The organism is Pseudomonas sp. yb_2, from assembly GCF_043103905.1.
In the GTDB taxonomy this organism is placed as follows: Bacteria; Pseudomonadota; Gammaproteobacteria; order Pseudomonadales; family Pseudomonadaceae; genus Aquipseudomonas; species Aquipseudomonas alloputida.
The window spans coordinates 47,539-62,729 of sequence record NZ_JBICKH010000024.1 but is presented as its reverse complement, the minus strand read 5'-3'; the positions used below and the strand labels follow the sequence as shown (position 1 = coordinate 62,729).

Sequence of the window (15,191 nt, the reverse complement as noted above, 5' to 3'; positions counted from 1 at the left end):
GAGTTTTTCTGACAAGTTTACGCAATCTTATCGGTTTTCAGCCGAGCTTGCCGTGGTTAGAGTAAAGCCCATCACTCATTCACTACGCCTTGGAGCGCCCCATGACCCAGTCCCAATACCGCCCCGGCCCCGACGCCAATGGCCTGTTCGGCTCGTTCGGCGGCCGCTACGTGGCCGAAACCCTGATGCCACTGGTGCTGGACCTGGCCCGCGAATACGAAGCGGCCAAGGCAGACCCCAAGTTCCTTGAAGAGCTGGCTTACTTTCAGCGCGACTACATCGGCCGCCCCAACCCGCTGTACTTCGCCGAGCGCCTGACCGAGCATTGCGGCGGGGCGAAGATTTTCTTCAAGCGTGAAGAGCTCAACCATACCGGCGCGCACAAGGTGAACAACTGCATCGGCCAGGTGCTGCTGGCCAAGCGCATGGGCAAAAAGCGCCTGATCGCCGAAACCGGTGCCGGCATGCACGGTGTCGCCACCGCCACTGTCGCCGCGCGCTTCGGCCTGCCTTGCGTGATCTACATGGGTGCCACCGACATCGAGCGCCAGCAGGCGAACGTGTTCCGCATGAAGCTGCTGGGCGCCGAGATCGTGCCGGTTACCGCCGGCACCGGTACCCTGAAAGACGCCATGAACGAAGCCCTGCGTGACTGGGTTACCAACGTCGAAGACACCTTCTACCTGATCGGCACCGTGGCTGGCCCACACCCGTACCCCGCCATGGTGCGCGACTTCCAGTCGATCATCGGCAAAGAGACCCGTGCCCAGTTGCAAGAGAAGGAAGGCCGTCTGCCAGACAGCCTGGTTGCCTGCGTCGGCGGCGGCTCCAATGCCATGGGCCTGTTCCATGAGTTCCTCGAAGAGCCGAGCGTGCAGATCATCGGCGTTGAAGCCGGTGGCCACGGCGTACACACCGACAAGCATGCCGCCAGCCTGAACGGCGGCGTACCGGGCGTGTTGCACGGCAACCGCACCTACCTGCTGCAGGACCAAGACGGCCAGATCACCGATGCCCACTCGATTTCCGCAGGCCTGGACTACCCGGGCATCGGCCCGGAGCACGCCTATCTGCATGAGGTGAAGCGCGTCGAGTACGTCAGCATCACCGATGACGAAGCATTGGATGCGTTCCACGCAACCTGCCGTCTGGAAGGCATCATTCCAGCCCTGGAAAGCTCCCACGCCTTGGCCGAAGCGATCAAGCGCGCACCGAAGCTGCCCAAGGACCACCTGATGGTCGTGTGCCTGTCGGGCCGCGGCGACAAAGATATGCAAACCGTCATGAACCACATGGCCGCCCAGGAGAAACAGGCATGAGCCGTCTTGAACAACGCTTCGCCGAGCTGAAGGCCGAAGGCCGCTCGGCACTGGTCACCTTCGTCACAGCTGGCGACCCGGGCTACGACGCCTCGTTGCAGATCCTCAAGGGCCTGCCGGCTGCTGGCGCCGACGTGATCGAGCTGGGCATGCCGTTCACCGACCCGATGGCCGATGGCGTGGCCATCCAGCTGGCCACCCTGCGCGCCCTTGAAGCTGGCCAGACCTTGGTCAAGACCCTGCAGATGGTTCGCGAATTCCGTGTGGATAACCAGACCACGCCGATCGTGCTGATGGGTTACTACAACCCTATCCACCGCTTTGGCGTGGACACGTTCGTGACTCAAGCCAAGGAAGCGGGCGTCGATGGCCTGATCATCGTCGACCTTCCGCCAGAGCACGACGCCGAACTGGCTACCCCGGCCCAGGCCGCAGGCATCGACTTCATCCGCCTGACCACCCCGACCACCGACGACGCGCGCCTGCCGCGCGTGCTGGAGCGCAGCTCCGGGTTCGTCTACTACGTGTCGGTGGCTGGTGTGACCGGTGCCGGTTCGGCGACCACCGAGCATGTGACCGAAGCCATTGCCCGCCTGCGCCGGCATACCGATCTGCCGATCAGCGTTGGCTTCGGCATTCGCACGCCGGAACAGGCTGCGAACATTGCCCGCTTGGCGGATGGTGTGGTGGTGGGCTCGGCACTGGTCGACAAGATCGCCCAGGCCAAAAGCGCCGATCAGGCGGTGACCGATGTATTGAGCCTGTGCTCGGCATTGGCTGAAGGGGTGCGTGGCGCACGCCGCTAAACCGCGTCGTCTGCTTCGCGGGTAAACCCGCTCCTACGGGGCCAGCGCCACCCTCTGGCTCTGCGATATCGTTGTAGGAGCGGGTTCACCCGCGAAGAGGCCAGCACAGGCAACCCCCGCCTAGCCCCCAAAAACCGATAGATTCAATGGCCGCACGGCCCCCATCCAGATCGCATGATCCCGGTGATCCGCCAGTTCATCCCCGGTTTCCGGATGCATGAATACCACCAGGCCCTTGCGGTACAGCGCCAACCAAGGCAAAACCACCCCCACCACTTCCGGCCCGAACGCCAGCTGGCAACTCCAGTCTGGATGCGGCCCAACCGGTTTCTGGTGCATGCGCCCCATGGTCACGGGGAACAGCCGCGCCGCCTCCTCGCACAGTTCGCGGGCCTGCTCCATGGTGGCTGCGTCGTAATAAACGTGGGCGTGGTAACCCTTGATCCTCTGCACGATAACTCCTGATTGCGGTCCAACCATCACCACCTGCAACGGGAGTGATGCAGTGAAAAACGCCGAAACCCCAGTGTTCAAACTGGTCCTGTTCGGGCCTGAAAGCAGCCTGGGCAATGCCCTGATGGTCGAGCTGCTGTCGCGCCAGCACGAAGTCATCGCCGTGGTCGACGACCTCAACCGCCATTCGCCGCGCCCGGGCCTGCACTTCAAGATAGGGGGGCTGGGTGATGCCCACCAGGCGGAGCAGGGCGCAGCGGGCGGCTCGGCGGTGATCGCCCTGTTACCAGCGCTGGCGCCGGGTGACCTGCCGGGGCAGGCACGCTTGAGCGAGGCGCTGGTGGCGGGGCTTGCGCGTACGACTATACGCCGGCTGCTGCTTGTGGGCGATTTCGATGTGCTGGATGAGCCGAGCAAGTACAGCGAGGTGGAGCGGGAATGCGTGGCCCAGGTGGTTGATGGGTTGCAGCGCAGTGCCTTGCACTGGACGCTGATCAATGCACCGCAGGAACTGGCCGGGTTGGGCATGGAGCATTTTCGCAGTACCGAAGGCACGCTGGAGCCTGGGCTGGCTGAGCCGTTGCGGCGCTTGGCCAGGATCGCAGCGGGGATGGTGGACATGCTGGAGCTGGACTTGCACCGGGGCGAGCACCTGAACTTCGTGGTCTAAATTGCCGGGGGCTGCTGCGCAGCCCATCGCGACGCAAGGCCGCTCCCACATGGGCCGGCGTGTGCAGTGCCACTGTGGGAACGGCCTTGTGTCGCGATGGGCCGCAAAGCGGCCCCAAAATCTCAAAGGCTGCGCTCCTGCTCCAACCAATCCACAAACCGCTCGATCAACGCCCCACGCCGCTTGCGCGGCGGTAAGACTACGTAATAGCCGCGTTCCGAGCGCAAACTCCCCTCCAGCGGCCGGCACAGCAACCCTTGCTCCACCAACCTGTCCACCAGGTGCGCCCAGCCAATCGCCACCCCTTGCCCGGCAATCGCTGCCTGAATCAGCAAGGTATAGTTATCAAACCGCAGCTGCCCCGCCGGCGGTGAGCTTTCCACACCAAACCCACGAAATACCCCCGCCCAGTCAAACCAGCGGCTGGCCTGCTCGCCCTTCAAATGCAGCAGCGGCAATCGTTGCAAAGCCACAGCTGACAAGGCTTTGCCATGAATCAGATGGGGGCTGCACACCGGGAACACTTCCTCATCGAATAGCCAGCGGCTTTCTCCTTGGTGAAAGCGTCCATCGCCAAACAGCACCGCCACATCAATGTCCGGGCGCAACATGCCCTGGCTGCGCTCACCCGTCACCAGGCTCACATCCACCTGTGGATAAGCCTCATGAAAGCGCTGCAGCCTTGGCATCAGCCAGAACGCCGCAAAGGCAAAGTCGGTGGCGACCTGCAGCACTTCGCGCTGGCCGCGCCCGCCGGCCTGGGCAATACCGTCATCCATGGACTGCAGCCCCTGATGCACCTGTTCGAACAGCAACTGGCCAGCCTCGGTCAGCTCGATGCCCCGGTAAATGCGGTCAAACAGGCGCGTGCCCAACTGTGCCTCCAGGCGCTTCACCTGCTGGCTCACTGCCGGCTGCGTGGTACCCAACTCCAGCGCCGCAGCGGTAAAGCCACGCAGGCGCGCAGCAGCCTCGAATACGCGCAAGGTATCCAGCGACAACCCGGCAAGGTGCTCAAACATAAGCTTGGCTAATCCCAGTCATTGCCCGCCATGGGCTTTACCCATGTTATCCACAGTCGCATCTTGGTAGGCAAGCGGTTCGCATAACCCTCAACGATGGAAGCCACCATGACGCGTCCGAATATCCTGTTCATCATGGCCGACCAGATGGCCGCGCCCTTGCTGCCGATCTACGGCCCTTCGCCCATCAAGATGCCGCACCTCGGCCGTCTGGCCGAGCAAGCCGTGGTGTTCGACTCGGCCTACTGCAACAGCCCACTGTGCGCGCCATCACGCTTCACCCTGGTCAGCGGTCAGTTGCCCAGCCGCATTGGCGCCTACGACAACGCGGCCGACTTCCCTGCCGATGTGCCGACCTACGCCCATTACCTGCGTCGCCTGGGCTACCGCACCGCGCTGTCGGGCAAGATGCACTTCTGCGGCCCGGACCAGTTGCACGGCTATGAAGAACGCCTGACCAGCGACATCTACCCGGCCGACTACGGTTGGGCGGTGAACTGGGACGAACCCGATGTGCGTCCAAGCTGGTACCACAACATGTCCTCGGTGCTGCAGGCCGGTCCGTGCGTGCGCACCAATCAGCTGGATTTCGACGAGGAGGTGGTGTTCAAGGCGCGCCAGTACCTGTACGACCATGTGCGCGAAAACGATGGCCGGCCATTTTGCCTGACCGTTTCGATGACCCACCCGCATGACCCCTACACCATTGCCAAACGCTACTGGGACCGCTACGAAGGTGTGGATATCCCCATGCCCCGTGCCGAGTTCAGCCAGGCAGAACTCGACCCGCATTCACAGCGCCTGCTGAAGGTCTACGACCTTTGGAACAAGCCACTGCCTGTGGACAAGGTTCGCGATGCCCGCCGCGCCTACTTCGGCGCGTGCAGCTATATCGATGACAACATCGGCCAATTGCTGCAGACCCTGGAGGAATGCAACCTGGCCGATGACACACTGATCGTGTTTTCCGGCGACCACGGCGACATGCTTGGCGAGCGTGGCCTCTGGTACAAAATGCACTGGTTCGAAATGTCGGCGCGGGTGCCGCTGCTGATCCACGCGCCGAAGCGCTTCGCGGCGGGCCGGGTCACTGCCTCGGTGTCGACCTGCGACCTGTTGCCAACCTTGGTCGAACTGGCTGGCGGCGCTGTGGATAAAGACCTGCAGCTGGACGGCCGCTCACTTCTGGGCCATCTGCAAGGGCAGGGCGGTCACGACGAGGTGATCGGCGAGTATATGGCCGAAGGCACCGTCGGCCCGCTGATGATGATTCGCCGCGGGCCCTACAAGTTCGTGTACAGCGAAGACGACCCATGCCTACTCTATGACCTGAGCCGCGACCCGCACGAGCGGGAGAACCTCACCGGCAGCCCGGACCACCAGGTGCTGCTGCAGGCATTTGTCGATGAAGCGCAACAGCGCTGGGACATCACCAGCCTGCGCCAGCAGGTACTGGCCAGCCAGCGCCGCCGCCGGCTGGTGGCCGAAGCGCTGGCCATCGGCAAGCTGAAAAGCTGGGACCACCAACCACTGGTGGACGCCAGCCAACAGTACATGCGCAACCACATCGATCTCGATGACCTCGAACGCAAGGCACGTTATCCACAGCCCGCCCCCCTGGATTGAGAAGAGAGGCCGCCATGCACAAGTTCTCCGCCGCCGTGTTCGCCCTGGCCCTGAGTGCCACCACGGCCCACGCCGCAGACAGCGATGCGCAATGCAGTACCGTGAAAATGGCCGACCCCGGCTGGAGTGATATTGCCTCGACCAATGCCGTGGCACGCCTGTTACTGGAAAGCCTGGGTTACCAGGTGAAGATCGACAGCCTGGCCGTACCGATCATCTACGGCGGCCTCAAGGACGGCCAGGTCGACGCCTTCCTCGGAAACTGGATGCCGGCGCAGCAAGGCTTCCATGACAAGTTCATCGCCAATGGCGATGTGCAGCAGCTGTCGCGCAACCTGGAGGGAACCGAGTTCACCCTCGCAGTGCCCGACTATGTGTGGAATGCCGGGGTGAAGGACTTCGCTGACCTGCAAAAACACGCCGGGCAGTTCGACAAAAAACTGTACGGAATCGGCTCCGGCGCCCCGGCTAACCTGTCGCTCAAGGCAATCATCGACAAGAATGAATTCAAGCTCGGCCAGTGGAAGCTGGTGGAGTCCAGCGAGCAGGCGATGCTGGCCCAGGTCGACCGGGCGGTGAAGAAGCAGCAATTCATCACCTTCCTTGGCTGGACCCCGCACCCGATGAACGTGAAGCTGAAAATGCATTACCTGACCGGCGGGGAAAAGTGGTTCGGCAGCAAGGGCGAGGTATACACGCTGACGCGCAAGGGTTATCCACAAGCCTGCCCGAATGCCGCGAAGCTGCTGGGTAACCTCAAGTTCACACTGGACATGGAAAACAGCATCATGGCCGAGGTGGTAGACAAGAAGATCAGCTTCGATGAAGCGGCCAAGGCCTGGGTGAAAGCGCATCCTGAACGGTTGGATGGGTGGTTGGCCGGAGTTACCACCAAGGCCGATGGGGATGCCCTGGAGGCCGTCAAAGCCAAACTGTAATCTCACAAAGCAACACACCAACCCTGTGGGAGCGGGCGCGCCCGCGAACACCGGCAAAGCCGGTGCCAAGCAACGCGTTGGCTTTTTCGCGGGCATGCCCGCTCCCACAGGGCTTGGCGACCCCTTAAGGATTGTGGATAACCCATGCATCGCCTCTCTTTACTGCTGCCCTTCCTCACCTGGCTTCCCCGCCAATCGGGCCGCAGCCTGCGCCAGGACCTGCTGGTAGGCCTGAGCGGCGCCATCCTCGCCCTGCCGCAATCCATCGCCTACGCCCTGATCGCCGGCCTGCCCGCCGAATACGGGCTTTACGCCGCCATCGTGCCGGTACTGATCGCCTGCCTGTGGGGTTCTTCCTGGTACCTGATCTGCGGCCCGACCGCTGCCATTTCCATCGTGCTCTACGCCAGCATCAGCCCGCTGGCCGTGGCCGGCAGCGCTGACTACATCACGCTGGTGTTGCTGCTGACCTTCCTCGGCGGCATTTTCCAGCTGCTGCTCGGGCTATTGCGCTTCGGCGCGCTGGTCAACTTCGTCTCCCATTCCGTGGTGCTCGGCTTCACGCTGGGTGCCGCCATCGTCATTGCCTTGGGCCAGCTACCCAACCTGCTGGGCATGGCCCTGCCCAGCCAGGCCACCGCGCTGATGACCGTGCAGGACCTGGCCAGCCACGCAGGCGAGGTCGACCTACCTTCCTTGCTGCTGGGCCTGGCCACCGTCGTGATCGGTGCGGCCTTCAAACTCTGGCGCCCACGCTGGCCGAGCCTGTTGATAAGCCTGATCCTGGTCAGCTTGCTGGCCTGGCTGCTGCCGGGCTTCTTTGGCCATGTACCGCGGGTGGCAGCGTTCACCGGGCAACTCCCGCCTTTCAGCCCGCTGCCTTTGCTGGACGTGGAGCTCATGTTGCGTCTGCTGCCCAGCGCCGTTGCGGTAGGCATGCTGGGGTTGGTCACCAGCCTGTCGATTGCCCGCTCGCTATCGGCACGTTCAGAACAACTGATCGACCCGGACCAGGAAATACGCGCACAGGGCCTGTCGAATATCGCCGGTGCATTTTTCTCTGGTTACCTGTCTGCCGGTTCCTTCACCCGCTCGGGCCTGAGCTACGAGGCGGGCGCCCGTTCACCGATGGCCGGGGTGTTTTCAGCGCTGTGGGTGGCGTTGTTCGCCGTGACCGGCGCCGGCCTGATCGCGCACCTGCCGATACCGGCCATGGCCGGCAGCATTCTGCTGATCTGCTGGGGGTTGGTGGACCACCGAGGGATCCGTGCATTGTTCCGGGTCAGCCGCTCGGAGTTTCTGGTGATGGCGCTGACGGCTGCAGCGACATTGCTGCTGGAGCTGCAGACGGCCATCTATGCCGGCGTGCTGGCTTCGCTGTTCTTCTATTTGAAGCGCACCTCACGACCACGGATCCAACAAAGCCGTGAAGGGGACGCGGATGTATTGCGGGTAGGTGGGTCGATTTTCTTTGGTGCGGCGCATTACCTACAAGTGCGCTTGCAGCGCTGCCAAGGGCCGCATGTAGTGATCGATGCCCGGCAGGTGAATTTCATCGATTACTCGGGTGTGGACATGTTGCACCGCGAGGCGCGGCGGTTGCGGCGATTGGGGGGGAGTTTGACCTTGCACCGGGCCAGGCCGCAGGTGATCGAGGAGTTGCAGAAGCTGGAAGGGGTGGAGTTGTGCCCGATCCGGTTTGAGGAATGAGGTTGGGATTCTGGGGCTGCTTTGCAGCCCATCGCGACGCAAGGCCGCTCCCACAGAGGATCGGCGTACGACGTACTTTGTGGGAACGGCCTTGCGTCGCGATAGGGCCGCCAAGCGGCCCCGGCCAGCTCAGCCCCGAGCGAGTTGCCGGCGCAGTTCAGCCAACACCGGCGCCGTATCCGGCCTCACGCCACGCCAGATAAAGAAGGCTTCAGCTGCCTGCTCAGCCAGCATCCCCAACCCATCCAGTACCTTGGCAGCCCCCAGCTTGGTAGCCCACTGGCAAAACGGCGTCGGCTCCTTGCCATACATCATGTCGTAGCAAACCGTACGACCCGCCTCGACCAGGCTGTCGGCAATCGGTGGCAACTCCCCGGCCAGGCTCGCCGAGGTGGCGTTGATGATTACATCCACAGGCTCCTGCAACCAGGCAAACCCGCTGGCCACAACCGGCCCCAGTTCATCGAACTCGCGCGCCAGCTGTTCGGCCTTTTCCACGGTACGGTTGGCAATCACCAGCGACTGCGGCTTGTGCGCCAGAATAGGCTCCAGCACGCCGCGCACGGCGCCACCGGCACCGAGGATGAGAATGCGCTTGCCCGCCAGCTCGACCCCGGCATTCACCGTCAGGTCGCGCACCAGGCCAGCGCCGTCGGTGTTGTCGCCCTGCAGGGTGCCATCAGCCAGCTTGCTCAGCGTGTTCACTGCGCCTGCGCGCCGGGCACGTGGGGTCAGGCTGTCGCACAGGCGGAAGGCCTCTTCCTTGAACGGCACGGTGACATTGCCGCCACTGCCTTGCTTGAAGAAGCCGCGCGCGCAGTCGCTGAACTCGTCCAGCGGCGCCAGCAGCGTGGCATATTCCAGGTCCTGACCGGTCTGCTCGGCGAACAGGCGGTGGATCAGCGGCGACTTGCTGTGGCCGATGGGGTTACCAAAAACGACGTACTGGTCCATGACGGCTCCTTGTTTATCCACAGGCTTACTGGCCGAGCCAGTCGCGGTCTTGCAGGAAGTACTCTGTCAGGCGCGCTTCTTCACTGCCGGGTGCAGCCTTCCAGTCGTAGCCCCAGCGCACCTGAGGCGGCAGCGACATGAGGATGGACTCGGTACGGCCACCGGATTGCAGGCCGAACAGGGTGCCACGGTCGTAGACCAGATTGAACTCCACGTAGCGGCCGCGGCGGTATTCCTGGAACTCGCGCTGTTGCGGGGTGTAGGGCGTGTCTTTGCGGCGCTGGACGATCGGCAGGTAGGCGTTGATGTAGGCATCGCCGATGGCGCGGATGAAGGCGAAGCACGTGTCGAAGTCCCACTCGTTCAGGTCATCGAAGAACAAGCCGCCGATACCACGTGGCTCACCACGGTGCTTGAGGTGGAAGTAGCGGTCGCACCAGGCCTTGTAGCGTGGGTACACATCGGCGCCAAACGGCGCGCAGGCCTGCTCGGCCACTCGGTGCCAGTGAACGCAGTCTTCTTCGTTGCCATAGTATGGCGTCAGGTCAAAGCCGCCGCCGAACCACCATACAGCCTCTTCACCTTCCTTTTCGGCGATGAAGAAGCGAACGTTGGCGTGGGAAGTGGGCACATGCGGGTTGTGCGGGTGTATCACCAGCGACACGCCCAAGGCTTCGAAGCCACGGCCTGCCAGTTCGGGGCGGTGGGCACTGGCCGACGGCGGCAGGCCGCTACCAAACACATGGGAGAAGTTGACCCCGCCTTTTTCGATCACGTTGCCATCACCGATAACCCGCGTGCGGCCCCCGCCACCGGCTTCGCGCACCCAGGCGTCCTCGACGAAGCGGGCACCGCCGTCTTCTGTTTCGAGGGCAGAGCAGATGCGGTCTTGCAGGTCGAGCAGGTAGGCTTTCACGGCCTCGGTGCGGCTAGTCATCGGGTCACCAGGAACGGGCAGGGAAGAATTCGCCGCGTAGCATACCACCGCCAGCGCGCGCCGCAGTTGACGACGACCAAGCAAAGGCGTCCGATAGAAGGCCTTTCCCGATCCCGACTACAGGAGTGCGAGATGGCCAAGCGTATCCAGTTCAGCCAGCATGGCGGCCCGGAAGTGCTGCAGTTTGTGGAATTCGAACCCACCCCGCCCGGGCCACAGCAGGTGCGTGTGCGTAACCATGCGATCGGCCTGAACTTCATCGATACCTACTTCCGAAGCGGGCTGTATGCGCCGCCGTCCCTGCCTTCTGGCCTGGGTACCGAAGCGGCAGGTGTGGTAGAGGCCGTGGGCGAAGGCGTGTCCCGGCTGAAGGTAGGAGACCGTGTGGCACATGCCGGCGGCCCGCTGGGCGCCTACAGCGAGGTGCATACGCTACCGGAAGCCAACCTGGTCAAGCTGCCGGACACCATCAGCTTCGAGCAGGCGGCAGCGGTGATGCTCAAGGGTTTGACCGTACAGTACCTGCTGAAGCAGACCTATGAGGTGAAGGCGGGTGATGTGATCCTGTTCCATGCCGCAGCCGGTGGTGTAGGGTCGCTGGCTTGCCAATGGGCCAAGGCCCTGGGCGCCAAGCTGATCGGCACCGTGAGCTCTGCCGAGAAGGCCGAACGGGCCAAGGCGCTGGGGGCTTGGGCGACCATCGACTACAGCCGTGAAGACGTGGCCAAGCGCGTACTGGAGCTGACCGACGGCAAGAAATGCCCGGTGGTGTATGACGGCGTGGGTGCCGACACCTGGCTGACCTCGCTGGACTGCCTGCGCCCGCGTGGGTTGATGGTGAGCTTTGGCAACGCTTCCGGTGCGGTGAGCGGGGTGAACCTGGGGATCCTGGCGCAGAAGGGCTCGCTGTATGTCACCCGGCCGACCTTGGCCACATATGCCAACAATGCCGAGAACACCCAGGCCATGGCCGATGACCTGTTTGCGATGATTGGCAGTGGCAAGCTGGCTGTGGATATCCAGCAGCGGTATCCGCTGAGTGAGGCGGCCAAGGCGCAGGCGGAGTTGTCGGCGCGCAGGACTGTGGGGTCGACCGTACTGATTCCCTGAGCCACACACATTCCCTGTAGGAGCGGGTTTACCCGCGAAGAAGCCACCGCGATGGATGGCACCGGCTTTGCCGGTGTTCGCGGGCACGCCCGCTCCCACAGGTACTGAGTCGGCCTCGATAGCAGCGCTATGCCTTGGAGGCTGGGCGTGACGGCGATGGCGTCGACTCGATGCCATCGAGTATCGCCTCGATCACACCCTCTGCCATCTCAATCGCATGCAGGTTCGACCAGAACATGCCACGGCCTTCTTCACGCATGTAGTCCAAAGCTTTGTAGCCGGTTTCGTAAGCGCTGCGCAGGTATAGGGCTACGTGGACCAGAGCGTCCTCGGCAGAAATGTTTGGGTTGACGGTGAAGAGTGGATCGTGGCCGGCATCGCAGCGGCCGAAGGGGCGGGTGGAGGTGCAGGGTAGGGGTGGATCAGGAACAATCTTCTTCATCACTAGATCTCGCTTCATGGCCCCACCCAGTCGTTACCACACGAATGGGTGGCAGCTGTACGCAGGGTGGTAAACCGGGTGGGAGATCTAAAACCCAGCAGGCACGAAGCCTCCTGCGAACAGCCGCCATGGACTGCCAAGATCACCCAGAACCCGGGTTACCACACCCGATCGCCAAGTTGTTCGGCGACGGTTTGAGCCTAGGGGCAGAGGTTCCCACTGAGAAGGTGATGGCAGAGGACGCGGGTCGTAGGATATTTCCGAAGTGCCCAGCTGGACAGACATTTTGGCAATAATCAGAAAACCCTGATCACCTAGAAAGCCACAGAAGGCCCATCTACAGCACGCGAGAAAAAGATCCCGGCTTGACCGTACAGATTCGGAAACGTAGCATTTCTGCTTGAGGAAGTGCTGGTGCGCCGGTTGAGTTTCAAGTTATCCGGGCGAGTGCATCCCCGCCATTTAGGCCGCTTAAGCGGCCTTTATTTTTTGGCTTGTTTCTATCCCCTTTCGGGATGATGGAATAGAGCTCTGCCTTGGGCTTGCGGGCCGTCAGTTCAAAAATCGCCTCATCGAAGACCTCGTTACCATAGCCATCATCGCGACCAAACGTGCTGCGAAGGGCAGTCATGTGCGTGACACTTTCGGGAGCGGGCATGCCCGCGAACACGGGCGAAGCCCGTGCCTGGCACCGAGTTGTATTCTTCGCGGGCGCGCCCGCTCCCACAGGGGCCCGAGTCCCGAGCCAGGCCTGTGGATTGGTATCAACCCGGGCGAACGACTTCGCCGGTTGCCAGGTCGCGAATCACACTCGGGTTCTTCCGCCCGCCCAGCGCCCCGCCAAGCACCAGGTCCAACTGGCCATGGAAGTACTGCTCAACCCGCAAGCGGGTCTTCGCCGCCGGGCGCCCGCCGGGGTTGCACGAGGTGGAAATCAGCGGCCCCACCAGTGCGCACAGTTCACGCACCACCGGGTGATCACTGACCCGCAGCGCCACCGTGTCATGCTGCCCGGTCACCCACTCGGGCAACAGGTCCTGATGCGGCACCAGCCAGGTGTTCGGCCCCGGCCAGGTGCTGCTCATGCGGTCGATCCAGTCCTCGGGGAAGTCCTCGAACAGGAAGTCGAACTGGCGGATGTTGTCAGCGATCAGAATCAGCCCTTTATCCACAGGACGCGACTTCAGCGCCAGCAGGCGATACACCGCGTCCTCGTTCCATGGGTCGCAGCCCAGGCCCCAGACCGCTTCCGTCGGGTAGGCGATCACTGCGCCTGCCCGGATCTCACGTGCGGCTTGTTGCACACGAAAACTGCTCACCATTGCTGTTTCTCCGCCTATATACCTTGCATGTGAGCAGTGTACTTAGCCCGCGCGGGCAAACCAACGCCCGGCTTCATTGCTGACACGGCCTTCCAGCTCCAGCTCGGTCAACTGCGCCAGCACGTCGGCCAGCGGCTGCTCGCTGCAGTGGGCCAGGCTTTCACTGGTCTGGGGTGCGGCATGCAGCAGGGCGAGCAGGGGGTGGTCGAACCTGTCCACAACCGCAGGCGGCAGGTTCTGCCAGCCCTGCAAGCTTTCCAGGATCTGCTCCACAGTTTCCACCAGCAGCGCCCCATCACGAATCAGCTGGTGGCAGCCCTTGGCCCCCGGGTGATGAATGGAGCCCGGAATGGCGTACACCTCACGGCCTTGCTCTGCGGCCAGGCGCGCCGTGATCAGCGAGCCACTGGCGAGGCTCGCCTCAACCACCAGTACACCTAGCGACAGGCCACTGATGATGCGGTTGCGCCGTGGGAAGTTTCCAGGCAGCGGCCCGGCATCCAGGGGATACTCGGAAACCAGCGCACTGCCGTTGTCGATCATCGCCTGCGCAAGGTCCCGATGGCGCTGTGGATAAAGTTTTTGCAAGCCCGTACCGAGCACGGCAATCGTGCCGCCGCCAGCCTGTAACGCGGCCCGATGAGCGGCACCGTCGACACCTACCGCCAGCCCGCTGGTAATGGTGAAACCAGCCTGCGCGAGGTAGCGGGAAAATGCCCGGGCGGTGTCGAGCGCCGGGGGTGTGGCACGTCTGCTGCCCACGATCGCCAGCTGAGGACGATCGAGCAAGGCTGGTTCGCCAGCGACAAACAGCAGCGGCGGGGCATCGTCGATTTCTGCCAGCAAGGCTGGGTAGCCTGGGCCGTCCCACATCAGCAAATGCTGGCCAGGGCGCTCCAGCCAAGCCATTGCGGCCAGTGCGCCATCGCGTACCTCGGCACTGCGCCGGGCATCGATGGTGGCTTGGGGGATGCCCAACGCTCGCCAGGCCGAAGCGGGAGCACTGAGCGCGGAGGAGGCACTGCCGAAGGCTTCGAGCAACGTTCGAAAGCGCCGCAGTCCAGCCTCGGGGAGGCGATGCAGGCGTAAGCGTGCCTCCAGTTCGGCAGGCGGGCAGGGCGACGAATGGTGACTGGGCATTGAGATCATCCTTGATCGAAAGGGGGCCAATTACGTGGCACAACCTGTGGATAACTCTGTGAGTAACACTTTGAAAAGCTGTCCATTGATTGGGGGCTATCAAGCCCATAGTCACCCTAGACGAGCTTGCCAGGTGCCGAAATCCCCGTTTCCCTTTATTATGTGTGCTCAGTTTTCAACCGAACGCACAGTGACTGCCTGACCTTATGGCCATCTTGAACATTCTCGAATTCCCGGACCCGCGCCTGCGCACCCTCGCCAAACCGGTGACGGAGTTCGACGACGCCCTGCGTCAGCTGATCGACGACATGTTTGAAACCATGTACGAAGCCCCTGGCATCGGCCTGGCCGCTACCCAGGTGAACGTGCACAAGCAGGTTGTGGTCATGGACCTCAGCGAAGACCGCAGCGAACCGCGCGTCTTCATCAACCCGTCGGTCGAAGAGCTCACCCATGACATGGGCCAGTACCAGGAGGGCTGCCTTTCGGTACCGGGCTTCTACGAGAACGTCGACCGTCCGCTGCGTGTCCGGGTCAAGGCCCAGGACCGCGACGGCAAGCCTTTCGAACTGGAATGCGAAGGCCTGCTGGCGGTGTGCGTACAGCACGAATTCGATCACCTCAACGGCAAGCTGTTCGTCGACTACCTGTCGCAGCTCAAGCGCGACCGGATCAAGAAGAAGCTGGAAAAGCAGCATCGCCAGCAAGCCTGATCCCCACCTTCCTGAAGGCTTGCTCCGGC

At 62.9% G+C, this 15,191-nt stretch carries 16 protein-coding genes; 8 read left to right on the top strand and 8 right to left on the bottom strand.

What is annotated here, in order from left to right; genetic code table 11:
- Window positions 1–101: 101 nt before the first annotated feature.
- Together trpB and trpA are read left to right on the top strand one after the other, a co-directional pair.
- Entirely contained in the window at window positions 102–1,319 is a 1,218-nt protein-coding gene (gene trpB / locus ACF8FB_RS04845; RefSeq protein ID WP_010951489.1) for a tryptophan synthase subunit beta, read from the top strand.
- Entirely contained in the window at window positions 1,316–2,125 is an 810-nt protein-coding gene (trpA, locus tag ACF8FB_RS04840; protein WP_010951488.1) for a tryptophan synthase subunit alpha, read from the top strand. The genes trpB and trpA overlap by 4 nt, the downstream gene beginning before the upstream one ends.
- A gap of 120 nt (window positions 2,126–2,245) precedes the next feature.
- On the opposite strand, the gene ACF8FB_RS04835 is transcribed toward trpA, so the two are convergent.
- Window positions 2,246–2,578, bottom strand: a complete 333-nt coding sequence (locus ACF8FB_RS04835; protein ID WP_020189868.1) for a DOPA 4,5-dioxygenase family protein — start codon at window positions 2,576–2,578, stop codon at window positions 2,246–2,248.
- 52 nt (window positions 2,579–2,630) lie between these two features.
- Between ACF8FB_RS04835 and ACF8FB_RS04830 the strand changes: the two genes are divergently transcribed.
- The gene (locus ACF8FB_RS04830; protein WP_392460489.1) at window positions 2,631–3,248 is read left to right on the top strand and encodes an NAD(P)H-binding protein; all 618 of its coding nucleotides are present in this window, start codon (window positions 2,631–2,633) and stop codon (window positions 3,246–3,248) included.
- A gap of 122 nt (window positions 3,249–3,370) precedes the next feature.
- Here the strand turns inward: ACF8FB_RS04830 and ACF8FB_RS04825 are convergent, their stop codons facing one another.
- Complete coding sequence (locus ACF8FB_RS04825) at window positions 3,371–4,270, bottom strand: choline sulfate utilization transcriptional regulator (protein ID WP_392511079.1); 900 nt, start codon at window positions 4,268–4,270, stop codon at window positions 3,371–3,373.
- 108 nt (window positions 4,271–4,378) lie between these two features.
- On the opposite strand from ACF8FB_RS04825, the gene betC reads away from it, so the two are divergent.
- From betC to ACF8FB_RS04810, 3 genes are all read left to right on the top strand, one after another.
- Window positions 4,379–5,896, top strand: a complete 1,518-nt coding sequence (betC, locus tag ACF8FB_RS04820) for a choline-sulfatase (protein WP_010951483.1) — start codon at window positions 4,379–4,381, stop codon at window positions 5,894–5,896.
- 14 nt (window positions 5,897–5,910) lie between these two features.
- Window positions 5,911–6,834, top strand: a complete 924-nt coding sequence (gene choX / locus ACF8FB_RS04815; protein WP_392511078.1) for a choline ABC transporter substrate-binding protein — start codon at window positions 5,911–5,913, stop codon at window positions 6,832–6,834.
- Window positions 6,835–6,978: 144 nt separating this feature from the next.
- Window positions 6,979–8,544 carry a SulP family inorganic anion transporter gene (locus tag ACF8FB_RS04810; RefSeq protein WP_392511077.1) on the top strand — a complete coding sequence of 522 codons (1,566 nt, stop codon included), beginning with the start codon at window positions 6,979–6,981 and terminating at the stop codon, window positions 8,542–8,544.
- A gap of 129 nt (window positions 8,545–8,673) precedes the next feature.
- Here ACF8FB_RS04810 and aroE read toward each other — a convergent pair whose 3' ends face one another.
- Together aroE and hemF are read right to left on the bottom strand one after the other, a co-directional pair.
- Window positions 8,674–9,498 (bottom strand): shikimate dehydrogenase, encoded by an 825-nt coding sequence (gene aroE / locus ACF8FB_RS04805; RefSeq protein WP_010951480.1) that lies wholly within the window; start codon window positions 9,496–9,498, stop codon window positions 8,674–8,676.
- Between the two features lie 25 nt (window positions 9,499–9,523).
- Window positions 9,524–10,435 carry an oxygen-dependent coproporphyrinogen oxidase gene (hemF, locus tag ACF8FB_RS04800; protein WP_161773599.1) on the bottom strand — a complete coding sequence of 304 codons (912 nt, stop codon included), beginning with the start codon at window positions 10,433–10,435 and terminating at the stop codon, window positions 9,524–9,526.
- Window positions 10,436–10,567: 132 nt separating this feature from the next.
- Between hemF and ACF8FB_RS04795 the strand changes: the two genes are divergently transcribed.
- Window positions 10,568–11,545, top strand: coding sequence for an NADPH:quinone reductase (locus tag ACF8FB_RS04795; RefSeq protein ID WP_010951478.1), 978 nt, complete (start codon window positions 10,568–10,570; stop codon window positions 11,543–11,545).
- Window positions 11,546–11,672: 127 nt separating this feature from the next.
- Here ACF8FB_RS04795 and ACF8FB_RS04790 read toward each other — a convergent pair whose 3' ends face one another.
- The 4 genes from ACF8FB_RS04790 to dprA form a co-directional block, all read right to left on the bottom strand.
- Entirely contained in the window at window positions 11,673–11,987 is a 315-nt protein-coding gene (locus ACF8FB_RS04790; protein ID WP_172835044.1) for a hypothetical protein, read from the bottom strand.
- Window positions 11,988–12,417: 430 nt separating this feature from the next.
- Window positions 12,418–12,618 carry a hypothetical protein gene (locus tag ACF8FB_RS04785; RefSeq protein WP_003253106.1) on the bottom strand — a complete coding sequence of 67 codons (201 nt, stop codon included), beginning with the start codon at window positions 12,616–12,618 and terminating at the stop codon, window positions 12,418–12,420.
- A gap of 133 nt (window positions 12,619–12,751) precedes the next feature.
- Window positions 12,752–13,309: an L-threonylcarbamoyladenylate synthase gene (locus ACF8FB_RS04780; protein WP_010951476.1), complete on the bottom strand. Its 558-nt coding sequence runs from the start codon at window positions 13,307–13,309 to the stop codon at window positions 12,752–12,754.
- Window positions 13,310–13,351: 42 nt separating this feature from the next.
- The gene (gene dprA, locus ACF8FB_RS04775; protein WP_392511076.1) at window positions 13,352–14,449 is read right to left on the bottom strand and encodes a DNA-processing protein DprA; all 1,098 of its coding nucleotides are present in this window, start codon (window positions 14,447–14,449) and stop codon (window positions 13,352–13,354) included.
- Between the two features lie 206 nt (window positions 14,450–14,655).
- On the opposite strand from dprA, the gene def reads away from it, so the two are divergent.
- Complete coding sequence (gene def, locus ACF8FB_RS04770; RefSeq protein WP_003253111.1) at window positions 14,656–15,162, top strand: peptide deformylase; 507 nt, start codon at window positions 14,656–14,658, stop codon at window positions 15,160–15,162.
- Window positions 15,163–15,191 lie beyond the last annotated feature (29 nt).